Consider the following 15,827-nt stretch of genomic DNA (forward strand, 5'->3'; position numbering starts at 1 on the left):
CTTAAAGAACATTTATCACTAAATCAAGGAAACAATCAGAGTGCTGAAAATTCAGCTCTCAGGGTGCCTTGTTAATTATTTAAACCATTACAAAGAAATGAAAAAAAATATAAACCTCATTTTATGGGTTACAATTTTGTTAACATCCCTGCAGATTCAGGCACAGAACACAACACCGCTTATTCAATCTAAACTCGACGGAACGATAGTCGATGATATTACAAATCAGCCAATTATAGGCGCGTCTGTAACCATTAAAGGAACAACTCACGGAGTTCAGACAGATGCAGAAGGAAAATTTTATTTTCAGACAGGTCAGAAATTTCCGTACACATTAATCGTAAGTTATATTGGATATAAAAAACTTGAAGTTATCGTAGAGAAAAATCCGGTAACGATTCATTTAAAAGAAGAAAGACAAGAACTTGACGAATTGGTTGTTGTGGGTTACGGAACTCAAAAGCGAAAAGACATTACAGGCTCTGTTGCTTCTGTACCAAAAGCAAATTTATCTCAGGTAACTTCATCGGCAGATAATTTATTACGCGGTGCGGTTTCGGGAGTGGTAGTTACACAAAGTTCAGGCCGTCCGGGTGCTTCTTCAAGCGTTCGTATTCGTGGAGGAAACTCTATTACTGCTGGTAACGAACCTTTATATGTTCTGGACGGAATTTTGATTTACAATGACAATGCAAACAGTTCTGCCGGAATAGCAAATGCCGGAGCCAGTCTGAACGTTTTATCCACAATCAACCCATCTGACATAGAATCAATTGAAGTTTTAAAAGATGCTTCTGCAACTGCAATTTATGGTTCTCGCGGTGCAAATGGTGTTGTCATTATTACCACTAAAAAAGGAACAAAAGGTCAGGATAACATTTCGTATCAGGGTTATTTTGGGTTTCAGAATATTTCAAAAAAACTTAGCGTAATGAATGCCAGCCAATGGGCAAGTTTACGAAATGATGTTCAGGCAAGTATTGGTCAGGCACCGTCTTTTACTGATGCACAAATTGAAGCTTTTAAAACTTCCGGCAACTACGACTGGCAGTCTGCAGCTTTTAGAAGAGCAACTCCGGTTCAAAATCATCAATTGTCATTTTCAGGCGGAGATGAAAGATCGAGATATTCTATTTCTGCCGGATACTTTGATCAGGAAGGAATTGTTTTAGGATCTGATTTTAAAAGAATTTCACTTCGTGTTAACTACGAAAAAAACTATTCTCAAAACTTTAAATTCGGCGTAAATGCCAATTACAGTAATTCTGTTTCAAATGGTATAGCAAGTAATAGTGCCGGCGGAAGAAACCCAAATCCTTTAGTGAGTGTTTTATTAACCGCTCCGGTTGTTCCTATTCGAAATGAAGATGGTACGTATAATGTAAAAAATAATATTTACGCCACTTCTGTTAACGGCTTTGTTCCAAACCCGATTAATGATTTGGAAAATACAATCAACGAAACTAAAATTAACAGAATTCTTACGAGCTTATTTGGAGAATACAAAATCACTAAAAAACTGACTGCAAAAGTTGCGGTAAGCGGTGACGTAATCGATACTAAACAAAATTATTACGCTCCTGCAAATACATCAAACGGAGCAGGAACAAAAGGTTCTGCTGCCATAGGTGACAGATTGGTGAGTTCTGTATTAAATGAAAATACACTGAACTATAATACTAACTTCGGCGAAAGCCATAAATTCTCAGCTTTAGGAGGTTATACACTTCAATACACTAAAGGAGAAGTCGTTACAGCAGGATCAAATACTTTTGTAAATGATGCCAATACCTATAATGCCTTACAAGATGGTGTCGCAGTAAAACCATACAGCGATGCATACGAAAGTGTTTTAAAATCATGGCTTGCAAGGGTAAACTATTCTTATAAAGGAAAATACAACTTTACACTTTCTGCCCGTGCCGACGGATCTTCAAGATTTGGTTCTGAATCGCGCTGGGGTTATTTCCCGTCAGCAGGTTTCTCATGGAATATTACCGATGAAGAATTTGCAAACAATATCAAAGGTGTAACTGAGGCAAAACTTAGAATTACTGCCGGAACAACAGGAAATCAGGAAATTGGAAACTATCTGGCGTTAGCTCAAATGGGTTCTGTGAACTATTCTTTTGGCGGAACATTATACACAGGACTTGCTCCTACCCGATTATCAAACCCGGATTTGAAATGGGAAAAAACAACACAGTACAATGTTGGTTTGGATTTATCATTATTTGAAAGAAAAATCAATTTTGTTTTTGATGTGTATTACAAAAAAACAAACGATTTGTTAATCAGCGTTCCGGTGCCGTTAACATCAGGATATGCAAGTGTACTTCAAAATATTGGAGGTGTTGAAAATAAAGGTATTGAGATTGGTTTAAATACAGAAAACCTAAAAACAGAAAATTTCTCATGGAATTCGAACCTTGTATTTTCTGCTAACAGGAACAAAGTTGTAGCAATTGGAAACGGAGTCAATCAGTTTTTTCCTGTAGTTCCAAACGGATCTTTATTGCAGCAGCAGCCTGTAACGGTAAAAGTTGGTTTGCCATTAGGAACTTTCTGGGGATACAGAACAAATGGAATTTTCCAGACTCAGGAAGAAGTTAACACACAGCCAAAAATCAATAGTTTAGCCAACACAAAAGTGGGAGACAGAAAATATGTTGATACCAACGGAGACGGTGTAATTACAGCTCTGGATAAAGGAAATTTAGGTTCTTCTCAGCCAAAATTTGTTGGAAGTTTCAGCAACACAATTTCTTATAATGATTTTGATTTGAATTTTTCTTTTCAGGGTTCTTATGGGGCTAAAATCTTCAATGCTTTAAATCAGCAGTTAGAAATTTCTACTCTTGGAACAAATGCGTCAACTGCTTTAGCTGACCGCTGGACACCATCAAATCCAAGTAATGAAATTCCAAGAGCAACAAGTTCTCCGTTAGGAATTGTTTCTGAGCGTTATGTAGAAGATGCTTCTTTCCTGCGACTAAAATTAATCACTCTGGGGTATACATTACCAAAAAGTACTTCTAAAAAACTGGGAGCAAAAAGCGTGAAATTCTATGTTTCTGCAGAGAATCTGGTTACATGGACCAAATACACCGGCTATGATCCAGAGGTAAGTTCATACGAACAAAACAACTTATATCCGGGAATTGATTTTGGTTCGTATCCAAACTCAAAAACATTCATCTCGGGACTGAACGTAACTTTCTAAGCAAAAAAAAATATAAAATGAAAAAGATAATCATAACATTACTATTGAGTGCCGGACTCTTTATATCGTGCACCGACCTTGAGGTAACACCAACCTCTTTTGTAACCGAAGACAATTACTTTATAACTCAGGATGATGCCGTGGCCAGTGTAACTGCGGTGTATGCTTCTTTAAGCCTTGATCCGGGAGAGCAGAGCTTATTTGGAAGAAACTTATATTTCTTAACCGATATGGGTTCTGATTATGCTGCGGCCGGAGTTTCTGCAACAAACCCGCAGGTTAGGGCAATGAGCAGTTTAACACACGACGCAACAAATGACCGTGTTCAGGTGGCATGGAGACAAATTTATGCCGGAATTAACAGAGCCAATGTTTCTATTGACAACATTCCAAAAGTAACCGGAAATGAAATAGTAAAAACAAGATTGATCAATGAAGCCAAATTTATCCGCGGATTGCTTTATTTTCAGGCAGTTCGTATTTGGGGAGGCGTTCCGATTGTATTACACGAACCAACTTCTATTCAGCTGGAAAGCTTAAAATCAAGAAGAGCAACTGTAGAGGAAGTTTATGCTCAGATTATTAAAGATCTGACAGATGCAGAAAGTTTACCGGCATCTTATACAACTGCTGATGCCGGACGCGCCACTTCCGGAGCTGCAAAAGCGATTTTGGCCAAAGTATATTTAACCCGAAAAGATTGGGCAAATGCTATTTTGAAAGCAAGAGAAGTAATCAACGGCGGATATGGATATGCATTATTCGAAAACTTTCAGGACATTTTTACGAAAACAAAAAAGAACGGAAAAGAGCATATTTTCTCTGTACAGTTTGAGCCAAACCAAGCCGGAAACGGATCTAGCGGAAGCACTTTTCAATCCACATCATTTACCGGATTTACGGCAACAGAACCGGCTGATATTATCTCAGATGTAGCTTTGTTCTATGATATTTATCAACCGGGAGACACTCGCAGAGATGTAAGTTATGCCAAACAACTGCTTAACCCCACTACAGGAACTCTTTATACTTTCCCGAAACCAATTTTTAAAAAATATCTGGATTTGACCAATTTGGCAACTCCGGCAAACGTAGCGATCAATTTTCCTTTAATTCGTTATGCCGACATTTTATTGTCTTTGGCAGAAGCCATAAACGAACAAAACGGAGCACCAACCGCGGAGGCTTTTGAATTGATTAATCAGGTAAGAAGAAGAGCTTACGGAAAAGCCATAACAACTCCCGATGCGACAGTAGATTTAGCCGGATTAAATCAAACTTCTTTCAGAGCTGCAATTCAGGAAGAACGAAAAAAGGAATTTGTTCAGGAAGGCCAGCGCTGGTTTGACCTGGTTCGTTGGGGAACTTTGGTTACTGAAGTGAAAAAAGTTACGGCAAAAAACTCTGTTTCAGAAAGAAATAATCTATACCCAATTCCACAAAGTGAAAGAAATATTGATCCAGTTGGTTTACCACAAAATCCAGGTTACTAATAAAAATGATTAAAAAACTGTTCATCCTTGCCCTATTGGCTGCTGCGCCATCTCACCTGTCTGCACAGGAAAAGCAGCCTAACATCATCGTCATTTTGGCGGATGATTTAGGCTTCTCGGATATTGGTGCTTTTGGGTCAGAAATCAATACTCCAAACCTGAATAAACTTGCCAGCAATGGAATAATTATAAAGCAGTTTTATAATGCCGGGCGCTGTTGTCCTTCGCGGGCTTCACTGCTCACCGGTTTGTATCCGCATCAGGCAGGTGTTGGCGATATGGTGCAGGACAAAGGTGTTCCGGCTTATCAGGGCTATTTAAACGAGCATTGTATCACCATTGGTCAGGCACTCAAACAGGCAGGATATCATACAGTTGTTTCAGGAAAATGGCACGTTGGTTTAGTACCATCAGCCTGGGCGGTTAATAGAGGATTTGATGATGCTTTTACTTTACAAAACAACGGAAGCAGTTATTTTAATTCGGAGCCTTTGTATAATGACGGAAGAAAAGTCACTTTTTTGAAAGGAGATAAAGAAATCATCCGTACGGATACTTCTGCTTATCTGACTCAGGAGATTACAAATTTTGCCATTCGTTCTTTAGAAAAACAGCGCAATCAGCAAAAACCTTTTTTTCTGTATGTTGCTTATAATGCGCCGCATTGGCCCATTCAGGCATTGCCGGAAGATATTGCAAAATATAAAGGTAAATACCTGGAAGGCTGGGACAGATTGAGACTAAGCCGTTTTAAAAAATTAAAAGAACTAGGAATCATTGATAAAAACTGGGACTTATCCAATCGTTTTGAAAAAGTGCCGGATTGGGAAAAACTAAATGCCGAAGAAAAAGACAAATGGGATACCCGAATGGCAATTTACGCTGCTATGATCGACAGAATGGATGCCGGAATTGGAGAAATTCTGCAGAAAGTCAAGTCATTAGGAGAAGAAGATAATACACTTGTTCTTTTTCTTTCAGATAATGGAGGAAGTGCCGATGATGTAAAAAACTGGAATTATGTTACACAAAAAAATGGAACACCAGGATCAGCCGCATCAATTGATAGTTACGAAAGTCCGTGGGGAAATGTGAGCAACACGCCTTTTCAATTATTTAAAAAGAACACTCATGAAGGCGGAATTGCTTCTCCTTTTATTGCCTATTATCCAAAACATATTAAGGCCGGAACAGTAAGCAGCAGGGTAAGTCATGTAATTGATATTTTCCCGACTTGTCTGGAATATGCCGGTTCTCAATATCCTGTTTTTTTTCAGGGAAAAAGTCTAACACCTTTGGAAGGAATTAGTTTAAAAAAGGAATTTGAAGGACAACAATCTGATGCACACGAAGCTTTGTTTTGGGAACATGAAGGCAGTAAAGCAGTAAGAAAAGGGCAATGGAAAGCAGTAGCCGAAAACAATCAGCCTTGGGAATTGTACAATCTTGCTGCAGATAGAACAGAAACAAAAAACGTGGCAAAATTAGAACCGAAACTACTCCAAACCTTAATTGACTTGCATGCGCAGTGGTCGGTAAAAGTAGGGGTCGAAGATTGGAATACAATAAAATAGTATAACCCGTTGGGTACAATTATATTTTCTATTTAGCATATGAAAATTATAACGCTGATAAAACAGATTTGCTTCGCAAAAACGCGTATAAAAACGGATTTATGTATTGAATTTAAAAAATCCGTGAAAATCCGAGTCTTAGTGATAACGAATCAGTCTAATCCTTGTCAAAATATACAATTTTTAAATTACACACAACGGGTTAGTACAGTAAAATAGTAATTACAGAAATTCTATTAGTAATAATAACAACCATAATAAACTATTAAAAATGAAAAACTTTAAAAATAAAACAACAATCAAAAGCTCCGGAAAAGGGCTATTGATTACTGCATTGCTGGCTGCACAATTTGGCTTTGCACAAGAACAGCAAGAATTTAAAGGAACTGTTGGTAAAACTTTGGCTGATTCAAAAGAATATTGGCCTGATCCTGTAAAAGCGCCAAAAGGTGCACCAAATATTGTGTGGATTTTATTGGATGATGTTGGATTTGGTGCTGCAAGTACTTTTGGAGGTTTAATCAATACGCCAACTTTCGACAATCTGGCTAATAATGGTTTACGTTATACCAATTTCCATACTACTGCTATTTGTGCCCCAACGCGTGCGGCATTATTAACCGGAAGAAATTCAGGAAGAGTTCATGTAAGCGGATTTTCCCATACCATTTTATCAGCAGGTTTTCCCGGCTGGGACGGAAGAATTCCTTCTGATAAAGGAACAATTGCAGAGATTTTACGTGAAAACGGATACAATACTTTTGCCGTTGGTAAATATGGCGTAACTCCGGATGAAGATGCTACAGATGCCGGACCATTTGACAGATGGCCAACAGGAAAAGGTTTTGATCACTTTTATGGATTTCTTGGTTCGCAGACAGATCAATACAATCCTGATTTAGTGGAAGATCAGGTGCATGTTAAGCCAGACGGACGCCACTTAAATGAATTAATAACTGACAAAGCGATCAGCTATATTCAAAAACAGCAAAAAGCCGCACCAGGAAAACCATTCTTTTTATATTATGCGCCTGGAGCAGCTCACGCACCTCATCAGGTGGCTGCAAAATGGAGTGATCCTTACAGAGGAAAATTTGATAAAGGCTGGGATGCATATCGTGAAGAGGTTATTGCCAATCAGAAAAAATTGGGCGTAATTCCTGCTAACGCTGTATTGCCGGAACGTAACCCTTTAATTACAGACTGGAAAAAATTAACTCCGGACCAAAAGAAAGTTTATGCAAGATTCATGGAAGTGTATGCGGGATTCCTGACTTATACCGATTATGAAGTTGGAAGAGTTGTAAATTATTTGAAAGAAAGCGGTCAGCTTGACAATACCTTAATTTTTGTGGCAATTGGAGATAATGGAGCAAGTAAAGAAGGAACAACGGAAGGAACAATCAGCCAAAGTTTATTTACTCAGGGTGTTTCTGACGAAGAAAATCTAAAGAAAAACTTAGCCAATATCGATGAAATTGGAACTGCAAAAGGTTTAAATACAAATTATCCATTAGGATGGGCACAGGCAACAAATGTTCCTTTTAAAAACTGGAAACAAGATGCACACTCTGAAGGAGGAACACATAATCCGCTGATTGTATTTTATCCAAACGGAATTAAAGAGAAAGGCGGAATCAGAAATCAATACAGCCACGTAACCGATTTACTTCCAACTACATTGGATATTGTAGGAATTAAAGCTCCGGAATACATTAAAGGAATTAAGCAGGATATTATTCAGGGATCTTCATTTCAGGCATCTATAGATAATCCAAAAGCAGAATCTTTACACAAAGTTCAGTATTACTATATCTTTGGAAACAGAGCTATTTATAAAGATGGATGGAAAGCGGCGGCAGCGCATTTACCAGATTCATTTGCTGTAAAACAGTCATTGGGTAAAAATGAAAAACCGGCTGCAAGTAACTTTGATACTGATGTTTGGGAATTATACAACTTAAACGAAGATTTTAACGAGCGTAATAATCTTGCTAAAAAATATCCTGAGAAGCTGGCTGAACTTCAAAAATTATTTGATGAGCAGGCAAAAGAAAACAATCTTTATCCCTTAATTGACTGGCAGGATGTTTACAACAGAAGAATTCACAATTCTGGTGCTGACAAAGGAAAAACACTTCAGGATTTAGTGAAACAAGTAACAAAAGCCGGAGACGCAGAAACTACAAAATAACAATAAACAGCCTGCAGGGTTTTGAAACCTTGCAGGTTTAAGTCGGTAATTTAGCATTGAAATGCTTCTGCTTTTAAAAAAACAAATGAAAACGGAAGATTTTAACAAATTACTTTAAAAATAAAAATAAAAACTCTACTATATCTATAGAACTAGAAGTTTTATTTTTATACTTTTACATTAAAGTACTAAAATTCAAAAAGATATGAAACGAGTAGATTATGAAATCATAGGAAAAAAGATTGTCGTTGGGATAATCCTGTTTTTAGTGCCGCTGGCCATTTTAGCCGGAGGATTAACAATAATTAATCAATTTTTAAAATAAGAAATCATGGCAATAGTTCAAAAAGAAAAATTAACAAGAGATTTAACGATAAGTTTTTTCATTTATTCGCTGCCTGTAGTGGCTATTTACCTTTATTTCCAATTAACCGGCGGAGCCGTAAGCGAATCGCATATTGCACTGCCTTCGTTTTTGGAATTTGCAAAACCTGCATTCGAAAATATCCGTACCTGGGGATTAACCGTTTTCATGGTAGTTTTGGGAATCATCGAGTTTGCAGCAGGTTTATATGATGACGAATGGACCGGCGAAGAACGCAAAATAGATATCATTAGTTTCTTAGCACCAAAATTAATTTTACCACCGGTAATTGCTTTTTTCAGTTTAACAGCCTTACCTTATTTAATTCCAAATTTGGCCAATTCATTATCCTGGGTTCCATTTTGGGGAGGCTTTTTTCTAATCGCCATTGCAGATGATTTAACACAGTATTGGTACCACAGGCTGCACCATCAGGTACCATTTTTATGGCGTTTTCACAGAACCCATCATTCTGCTCCTTACATGGGAATGGCGATGGCTTCAAGACAAAACTTTATTTATACCGTTTTCTTTTCTCAAATTTATCTGACTGCAACTTTAACATATTTAGGTTTAGGATTACCGGCTTTATTCGTTTTGGTTATTAAAAGTTTCATCACTTTGGGTGCGCATTCAAGTATTGCGTGGGATAAACCGTTTTACAAATACAAAGTTTTACATCCAATTGCGTGGGTTTTAGAAAGATTGATTTCTACTCCGGCCACACACCACGCACACCACGCAGATACAAGCGGAGACGGAGTTGGACATTTTAAAGGAAACTTCGGAAACATGTTTTTCATTTGGGACATGATTTTCGGGACTGGGTTAATCACACGTAAATTCCCGGAATCTTACGGAACAAAATCATACAAACAAGAAGAATGGTATGCGCAGTTTTTATGGCCAATATTTAAATCTAAAAAAGAAGGAAGCGCTCTTGCAGAAGGTGTTTTGGCATTTCCACTAAAAGCCAAACCTGTAGAAAAAGCAGTAGAAACTGTAGAACAAACTCCGGTTTTAGAACAGGCTTAATTTCAAAAATTATAATAAAAATATAAGTAAGGCAGTGTACTCAAATCAACATTGAATACGCTGCCGGCTTTTATCCAAACTATACCATTATGAAAAATAAAATAAATATTCTCGCTTTAACTGTACTGTTTACAATATCCGGTTTTTCACAAAATAAAAGCGCAAACACTGTGTCATTAGAGGTTTTTTACAGCAAAATTCAGGCTGAAAAAAAACCACAGATAATCGATGCCCGAGGTCCTGATGAATTTGCATTGAATCATCTTAATGGTGCAGTAAATTTCAATCTGGAATCAAAAGATTATGCAGAACAAATTGCAAAATTAGACAAATCTAAACCTGTTTTTACCTATTCTATTGGAGCAGGCAGAAGCGTTTGGTTAGCAGACGATTTATTAAAAAAAGGTTTTAAAGAAGCATATAGTTTAGAAGGCGGAATTGCCAACTGGATTGGAAACGGAAAACCTTTTTATGCCAATTCTAAAAGCAAGCTGACCTTAGCGGAATACAACAAAATTATTGCAGATAACAAAACCGTTCTAGTCGATATCGGGTCAAAATACTGCGGGGCATGTATAAAAGTAAAACCTGTTTTAGAAACTATCAGAACACAATACGGCGACAACTTAAAAATCGTAGAAATTGATCTCGAAACAAGCCCGCAGGTAATTGCCGACTTAAAAACCGTAAAAGTTTTTCCAACTTTGATTTTATATCAAAATGGTAAAATCGTTTTCAAAAAAGACGGTTTAGGCGATTTAAAAAACGATGTTGATGCGGCTTTGGCTTCTAAATAAATACATATAATTATTCTTAAGATAAACGAAAACTTTGTCAAAGTTTGAAACTTTGACAAGTTCTTCATTTCCAAAACCAAACTAACCAAATGGCAAAATATAAAAAAATAACCAAAATTATTCTACCCATTTTAATCGTGCTTCTTATTTTGACAGCATTTTTATTCTGGCCCATAAATACGGACGGAACGTTAATAAAACCTAATGAAAAATTAGCGCAGGGAAAAGCGGCATTTCTGGCACAAAAAGATACTTCTAAAACCAATGAAAAAAAACCAAATATTATTATTCTTGTTGCTGACGATTTAGGTAAATATGATATTTCTCTTTACGGAGGAAAATCGACACCAACGCCACAAATTGATTCGCTTGCAGCTTCAGGAGTAACTTTTACAGACGGGTATGTTTCTGCATCTATCTGCTCCCCTTCCCGTGCAGGATTATTAACCGGCCGTTATCAGGAACGCTTTGGACATGAATATCAGCCTGGAGATCGTTATCCAAAAAACAACTTAGAATATTATGCTTTTAAGTATTTAATAAATACAGACGGCTGGCGTTTGAATAATAAAATAAATTATCCAAATGAAGCTTCTATCGCCACTCAGGGCTTGCCGCAGTCTGAAATTACTTTTGCCGATTTAGCCAAAAAACAAGGTTACAATACTGCCATTATAGGAAAGTGGCATTTAGGACATAACAAAGGATTTTTTCCTTTAGAAAGAGGTTTCGATTATCATTACGGATTTTATCAGGCATTTTCCCTTTATACTCCCGAAGATGATAATCCTGATATTATTAACCATCATCACAAAGATTTTACTGATAAAACAATTTGGGGAAATGGCCGTGTTGGAACTGGACAAATTCGCCGCGATACTACCATTATAAAAGACAAAAAATACTTAACCGAAACCTTTGCTGATGAAGCAGAAGCTTTTATCGACAAAAATAAAAATAAACCCTTTTTATTATACGTTCCGTTTAATGCGCCGCATACGCCATTTCAGGTTCGCAAAAAATATTATGATCGTTTTCCAAATGTAAAAGACGAAAACAAACGTGTTTATTTTGCAATGATAAGTGCCTTAGACGATGCCATTGGAAGAATTAGACAAAAGGTTAAAAAAGAAGGTTTAGAAGAAAATACATTAATCTTTTTTATCAGCGATAACGGTGGTGCCGATTATACTTTTGCCACAACAAATGCTCCTCTAAAAGGCGGAAAATTTTCTCATTTTGAAGGTGGTATAAATGTTCCTTTTGCACTTTCGTGGAAGGGAAAAATTAAGCCGCATACCATTTACAAAACTCCTGTAAGTTCTTTGGATATCTTTAGCACAATTGCAGCCGTTACGCATTCCGGACTGCCAAAGGACAGGGTTTATGATGGTGTTGATTTAGTAGATATTGTTAACAGCAATAAAGAAGCCCACAAAAATTTATACTGGCGTTCCGGCGATGCAAAAGCCATACGAAGCGGAAACTGGAAATTAATCATCAGCGGAAAAACGCACGAAAAATGGCTTTATGATTTATCAAAAGACAAATCTGAAACTACAGATTTTGCTACAAAAAATCCTGAAAAAGTAAAAGAATTACAAACCGCTTTACAAGTATGGGAAAAAGGATTAATTAAACCGCTTTGGCCAAATCTTACTTATTATGAATTCGATTTTGGCAAACAAAAATACTTTGTCGATTTATAATCAATCAAAAATATGTCAACTCAACCTAAACAATTTAATATTCACGAAGACTGGACTGTCGTAATTCTGGGATTTCTAATAATTGGAATTTCCCTTTTTATATTTCTTCCCGAAGTTCCGGTTTTCAGCTGGTCAAATACATCTGATTTACCTGCCAAAGTATTGGATACCAATAACATTCAAATCATTTTTATTCAATTCTTGTATTTGGTTTCTATTGGTACGATTGGTGCATTTTTAATTGGAAAATCTGTAAAATATTTTCTGCTGACTTTTCCAATAGTTTACTTTTTAACGCTGATTGCCCTTATTTTGGCTGGCAATTCAGCAATAAAATCCATCAATTTAGAAGCTGTGATTTTTAGTCTCCTTATTGGACTGGCAATTGGAAATTTCTTCAAACTTCCGGAATGGTTTCGCGCTGCGCTTTCTACAGAAGTCTTTGTAAAAATCGGATTGGTTTTATTAGGAACCAGCGTTATTTTTTCCGATATTCTTAAAGCTGGTTCACTTGGGTTAATTCAGGCTTTGATTGTTGTTTTATCGGTTTGGTATTTTGCTTTTTGGCTTTGCCGAAAATTAAAAGTCGACGACGAATTAACAATGATGATTTCGAGTGCCGTTTCTATCTGTGGTGTTTCGGCAGCTATTGCAGCTTCGGGCGCTATAAAAGGGGATTCTAAGAAATTATCGTATGTTATTTCTATTGTTTTGGTAACTGCAATTCCAATGATGATTTTCATGCCGATGATCGCAAAATATTTCAATTTTCCTGAAGAAGTCACCGGAGCCTGGCTTGGCGGAAGTATAGACACATCCGGAGCTGTTGCTGCATCCGGAACATTAGTTGGAGAAACCGCTTTAAAAATCAGCACGATTGTAAAATTCTCCCAGAATGTTTTATTAGGATTGGCCGCTTTTGCAATTTCCGTTTACTGGACTTATTCCCATAATAATTCACCGGAAGCTGTTGCATCCAAACCAACTTTAAAAGTAATCTGGGAACGTTTTCCAAAATTTGTAATTGGCTTTATTGCTGCGTCTTTAATTTTCTCTTTTTTAATTACTTCCGAAACCAGAGACGGCATAAAAGACAGCTTAAAGAACCTTCAGACAATCTGGTTTGCATTAGCATTTACAAGCATAGGTTTAGAGACAAACTTCAAAGATTTATTGGCCAATAACAGCCGTAAACCATTGTATGCTTTTTTAATTGCACAATTATTTAATGTGATTGTTACGCTCCTTATTGCTTTTTGGCTTTTTGGTTCCTGATTTCTCTTTTTAAAAAATATAAAGATTAATTTGGATTTTACAATATTAAATATAACTTTGTCTATAGAATTAGTAGAATTTAAATATAAAAAACTACATTTTGAAAACAACAGAAAATAACATGTCTTATATTATTTCCCAAATGCACATTACTAACACCTTTTGTTATATGTGCTGCTGTTGTTAATTCCCGCCTTTGTTTTTCGTTTTATTCGATTCAGATTAAAGCTGAAATATATACCGAACTCCATTATTCTAATTTATTGAAATCTCTATTTGAAATATTCTGTTTGAGCATCTATTACGCTATAACTATAAATCAAAAATGAAATTGAGACGACAAACTAAGATTCTTTTTGATTACAAAGGGTCATTTCTGCGGCAACAGAAATGACCTGATTTAAAGAACATTTATCACTTACAAAAGCAAAAAAATCATAAAAAGTACAATACAATGAATACAAAAATTACGAAACTTCTTTTTTCTATTCTGATAACCGGAGCTTTTTTTTCTCAGGAATCCAATGCTCAGACGCAGTCAAAACCAAACATCATTTTGATTTTGGTTGACGATATGGGTTATTCAGATTTAGGAAATTATGGTTCAGAAATTAAAACCCCAAATCTGGATAAGCTAGCCACAGAAGGTTTGCGCTTACGTGAATTTTACAATAATTCAATCTGTGCGCCTACACGAGCTTCTCTCCTAACCGGTCAATATCAGCATAAAGCCGGAGTTGGTTTTTTTGATGTTAATCTGGGTTTACCGGCTTATCAGGGATATTTAAATAAAGAATCTTTAACTTTAGGAGAAGTTTTCCGTTCCGGGGGTTACAGCACACTTTTATCCGGAAAATGGCATGTTGGCTCTGAAGATCAGTCGCAATGGCCTAATCAAAGAGGTTTTGATAAATTTTACGGAATTTTAAAAGGTGCTTCTAATTATTTTGATACAAAACCGCTTTCGTTTGGAAAAACACCATATCCGGTAAAATTAATTCGCAATAATGAAGAACTCCACCCAAAAGATGATTCGTATTATTTTACAGATGAAATTGGAAATAATGCTGTTACTTTTTTAGACGAACAAAACAAAGAAAACAAACCTTTCTTTTTGTACTTAGCTTTTACAGCACCACACTGGCCGCTGCAGGCAAAACCAGTTGATATTGCCAAATACAAAGGAAAATTTGATGAAGGCTGGGATGTTTTAAGAGAAAAAAGAATCCAGAAACTAAAAGCCAGCGGCATTTTACCTGCTGATCAAACTATATCGACAAGAGATCCTGAAGTTCCGGAATGGAACAAATTAAGTTATGACGAAAAACAATTCTGGAAAGCCAAAATGGAAGTTTACGCCGCAATGGTCGACAATATGGATCAGAACGTTGGCAAAGTTCTCGACAAGCTAAAAGCGCTTAAAAAAGATAAAAATACACTGATAGTTTTTATTTCAGATAATGGCGCTCAGGGCGGATTCAATACTTACAATCCGCTTGGAAGAGGTTTGGTTAGAAATGACGGACCTGTTGGAACTTCTGGATCTTTTGACTATCAGGAACAAAACTGGGCTTATTTATCAAATACGCCGTTGCTTCAGTATAAAAATAATATGCACGAAGGCGGTTTTAGTTCTCCGTTTATTGCATGGTTTCCATCAAAAATTAAAGCGGGAAGAATTGATAAAGGAACCGGACATATTATTGACCTCGCTCCTACCTTTTACGAACTCGCCGGAATAGAATACCCAAAAGAATATAATGGTGTGACCACAAACGCTTTGGTTGGAAAAAGTTTGCTGCCTGTTTTATTTAATAATGTTTCACAGGTAGACAGAGGCGCACCATTATTTTGGGAAAGAGCAGGAAACAGGGCCGTTCGTGATGGAAAATGGAAATTGGTTTCGATTTATCCTTCTTATGAATGGGAATTGTACGATCTGGAAACTGACCGTGGTGAAACTAATAATGTTGCCCAGCAAAATCCTGGAATCGTAAACAAACTTTCTGCATCTTATTTTGAATGGGCCGAAAAAACCGGAGTTGTAGAATACAGTAAATTCAAGCTTAAACCAGAGACAATGCCAGGTGGTGCGGCTTTGAAAAAGTAAAATCTTTTTCTGACATAAATTATCCGTAAGAATTCATTTTATCAGTAAATTGC

General features: G+C 36.7%; 9 protein-coding genes. All 9 read left to right on the forward strand.

Annotated features, from left to right (window positions below):
• Positions 1–97: 97 nt before the first annotated feature.
• The 9 genes from ASE21_RS01420 to ASE21_RS01460 all read left to right on the forward strand — a co-directional run bounded on the left by ASE21_RS01420 (position 98) and on the right by ASE21_RS01460 (position 15,774).
• Positions 98–3,223: a SusC/RagA family TonB-linked outer membrane protein gene (locus ASE21_RS01420; RefSeq protein WP_057120773.1), complete on the forward strand. Its 3,126-nt coding sequence runs from the start codon at positions 98–100 to the stop codon at positions 3,221–3,223.
• 17 nt (positions 3,224–3,240) lie between these two features.
• A complete protein-coding gene (locus tag ASE21_RS01425; RefSeq protein ID WP_057120774.1) occupies positions 3,241–4,716 on the forward strand; it encodes a RagB/SusD family nutrient uptake outer membrane protein in 1,476 nt (491 codons plus the stop codon).
• Positions 4,717–4,721: 5 nt separating this feature from the next.
• Complete coding sequence (locus tag ASE21_RS01430) at positions 4,722–6,290, forward strand: arylsulfatase (protein ID WP_057120775.1); 1,569 nt, start codon at positions 4,722–4,724, stop codon at positions 6,288–6,290.
• Positions 6,291–6,561: 271 nt separating this feature from the next.
• On the forward strand, positions 6,562–8,484 hold the full coding sequence (locus ASE21_RS01435; protein WP_057120776.1) for an arylsulfatase: 1,923 nt from the start codon (positions 6,562–6,564) through the stop codon (positions 8,482–8,484).
• Between the two features lie 331 nt (positions 8,485–8,815).
• Complete coding sequence (locus tag ASE21_RS01440) at positions 8,816–9,883, forward strand: sterol desaturase family protein (RefSeq protein WP_057120777.1); 1,068 nt, start codon at positions 8,816–8,818, stop codon at positions 9,881–9,883.
• A gap of 89 nt (positions 9,884–9,972) precedes the next feature.
• Positions 9,973–10,680 (forward strand): thioredoxin domain-containing protein, encoded by a 708-nt coding sequence (locus ASE21_RS01445; protein WP_057120778.1) that lies wholly within the window; start codon positions 9,973–9,975, stop codon positions 10,678–10,680.
• Between the two features lie 89 nt (positions 10,681–10,769).
• Positions 10,770–12,389 carry a sulfatase-like hydrolase/transferase gene (locus tag ASE21_RS01450; protein ID WP_057120779.1) on the forward strand — a complete coding sequence of 540 codons (1,620 nt, stop codon included), beginning with the start codon at positions 10,770–10,772 and terminating at the stop codon, positions 12,387–12,389.
• Positions 12,390–12,401: 12 nt separating this feature from the next.
• Entirely contained in the window at positions 12,402–13,664 is a 1,263-nt protein-coding gene (locus ASE21_RS01455) for a YeiH family protein (protein WP_057120780.1), read from the forward strand.
• A gap of 454 nt (positions 13,665–14,118) precedes the next feature.
• The gene (locus tag ASE21_RS01460; protein ID WP_057120781.1) at positions 14,119–15,774 is read left to right on the forward strand and encodes an arylsulfatase; all 1,656 of its coding nucleotides are present in this window, start codon (positions 14,119–14,121) and stop codon (positions 15,772–15,774) included.
• Positions 15,775–15,827: the final 53 nt, after the last annotated feature.

Origin of the sequence: Flavobacterium sp. Root901, assembly GCF_001429765.1 — a bacterium.
Classification (GTDB): domain Bacteria; phylum Bacteroidota; class Bacteroidia; order Flavobacteriales; family Flavobacteriaceae; genus Flavobacterium.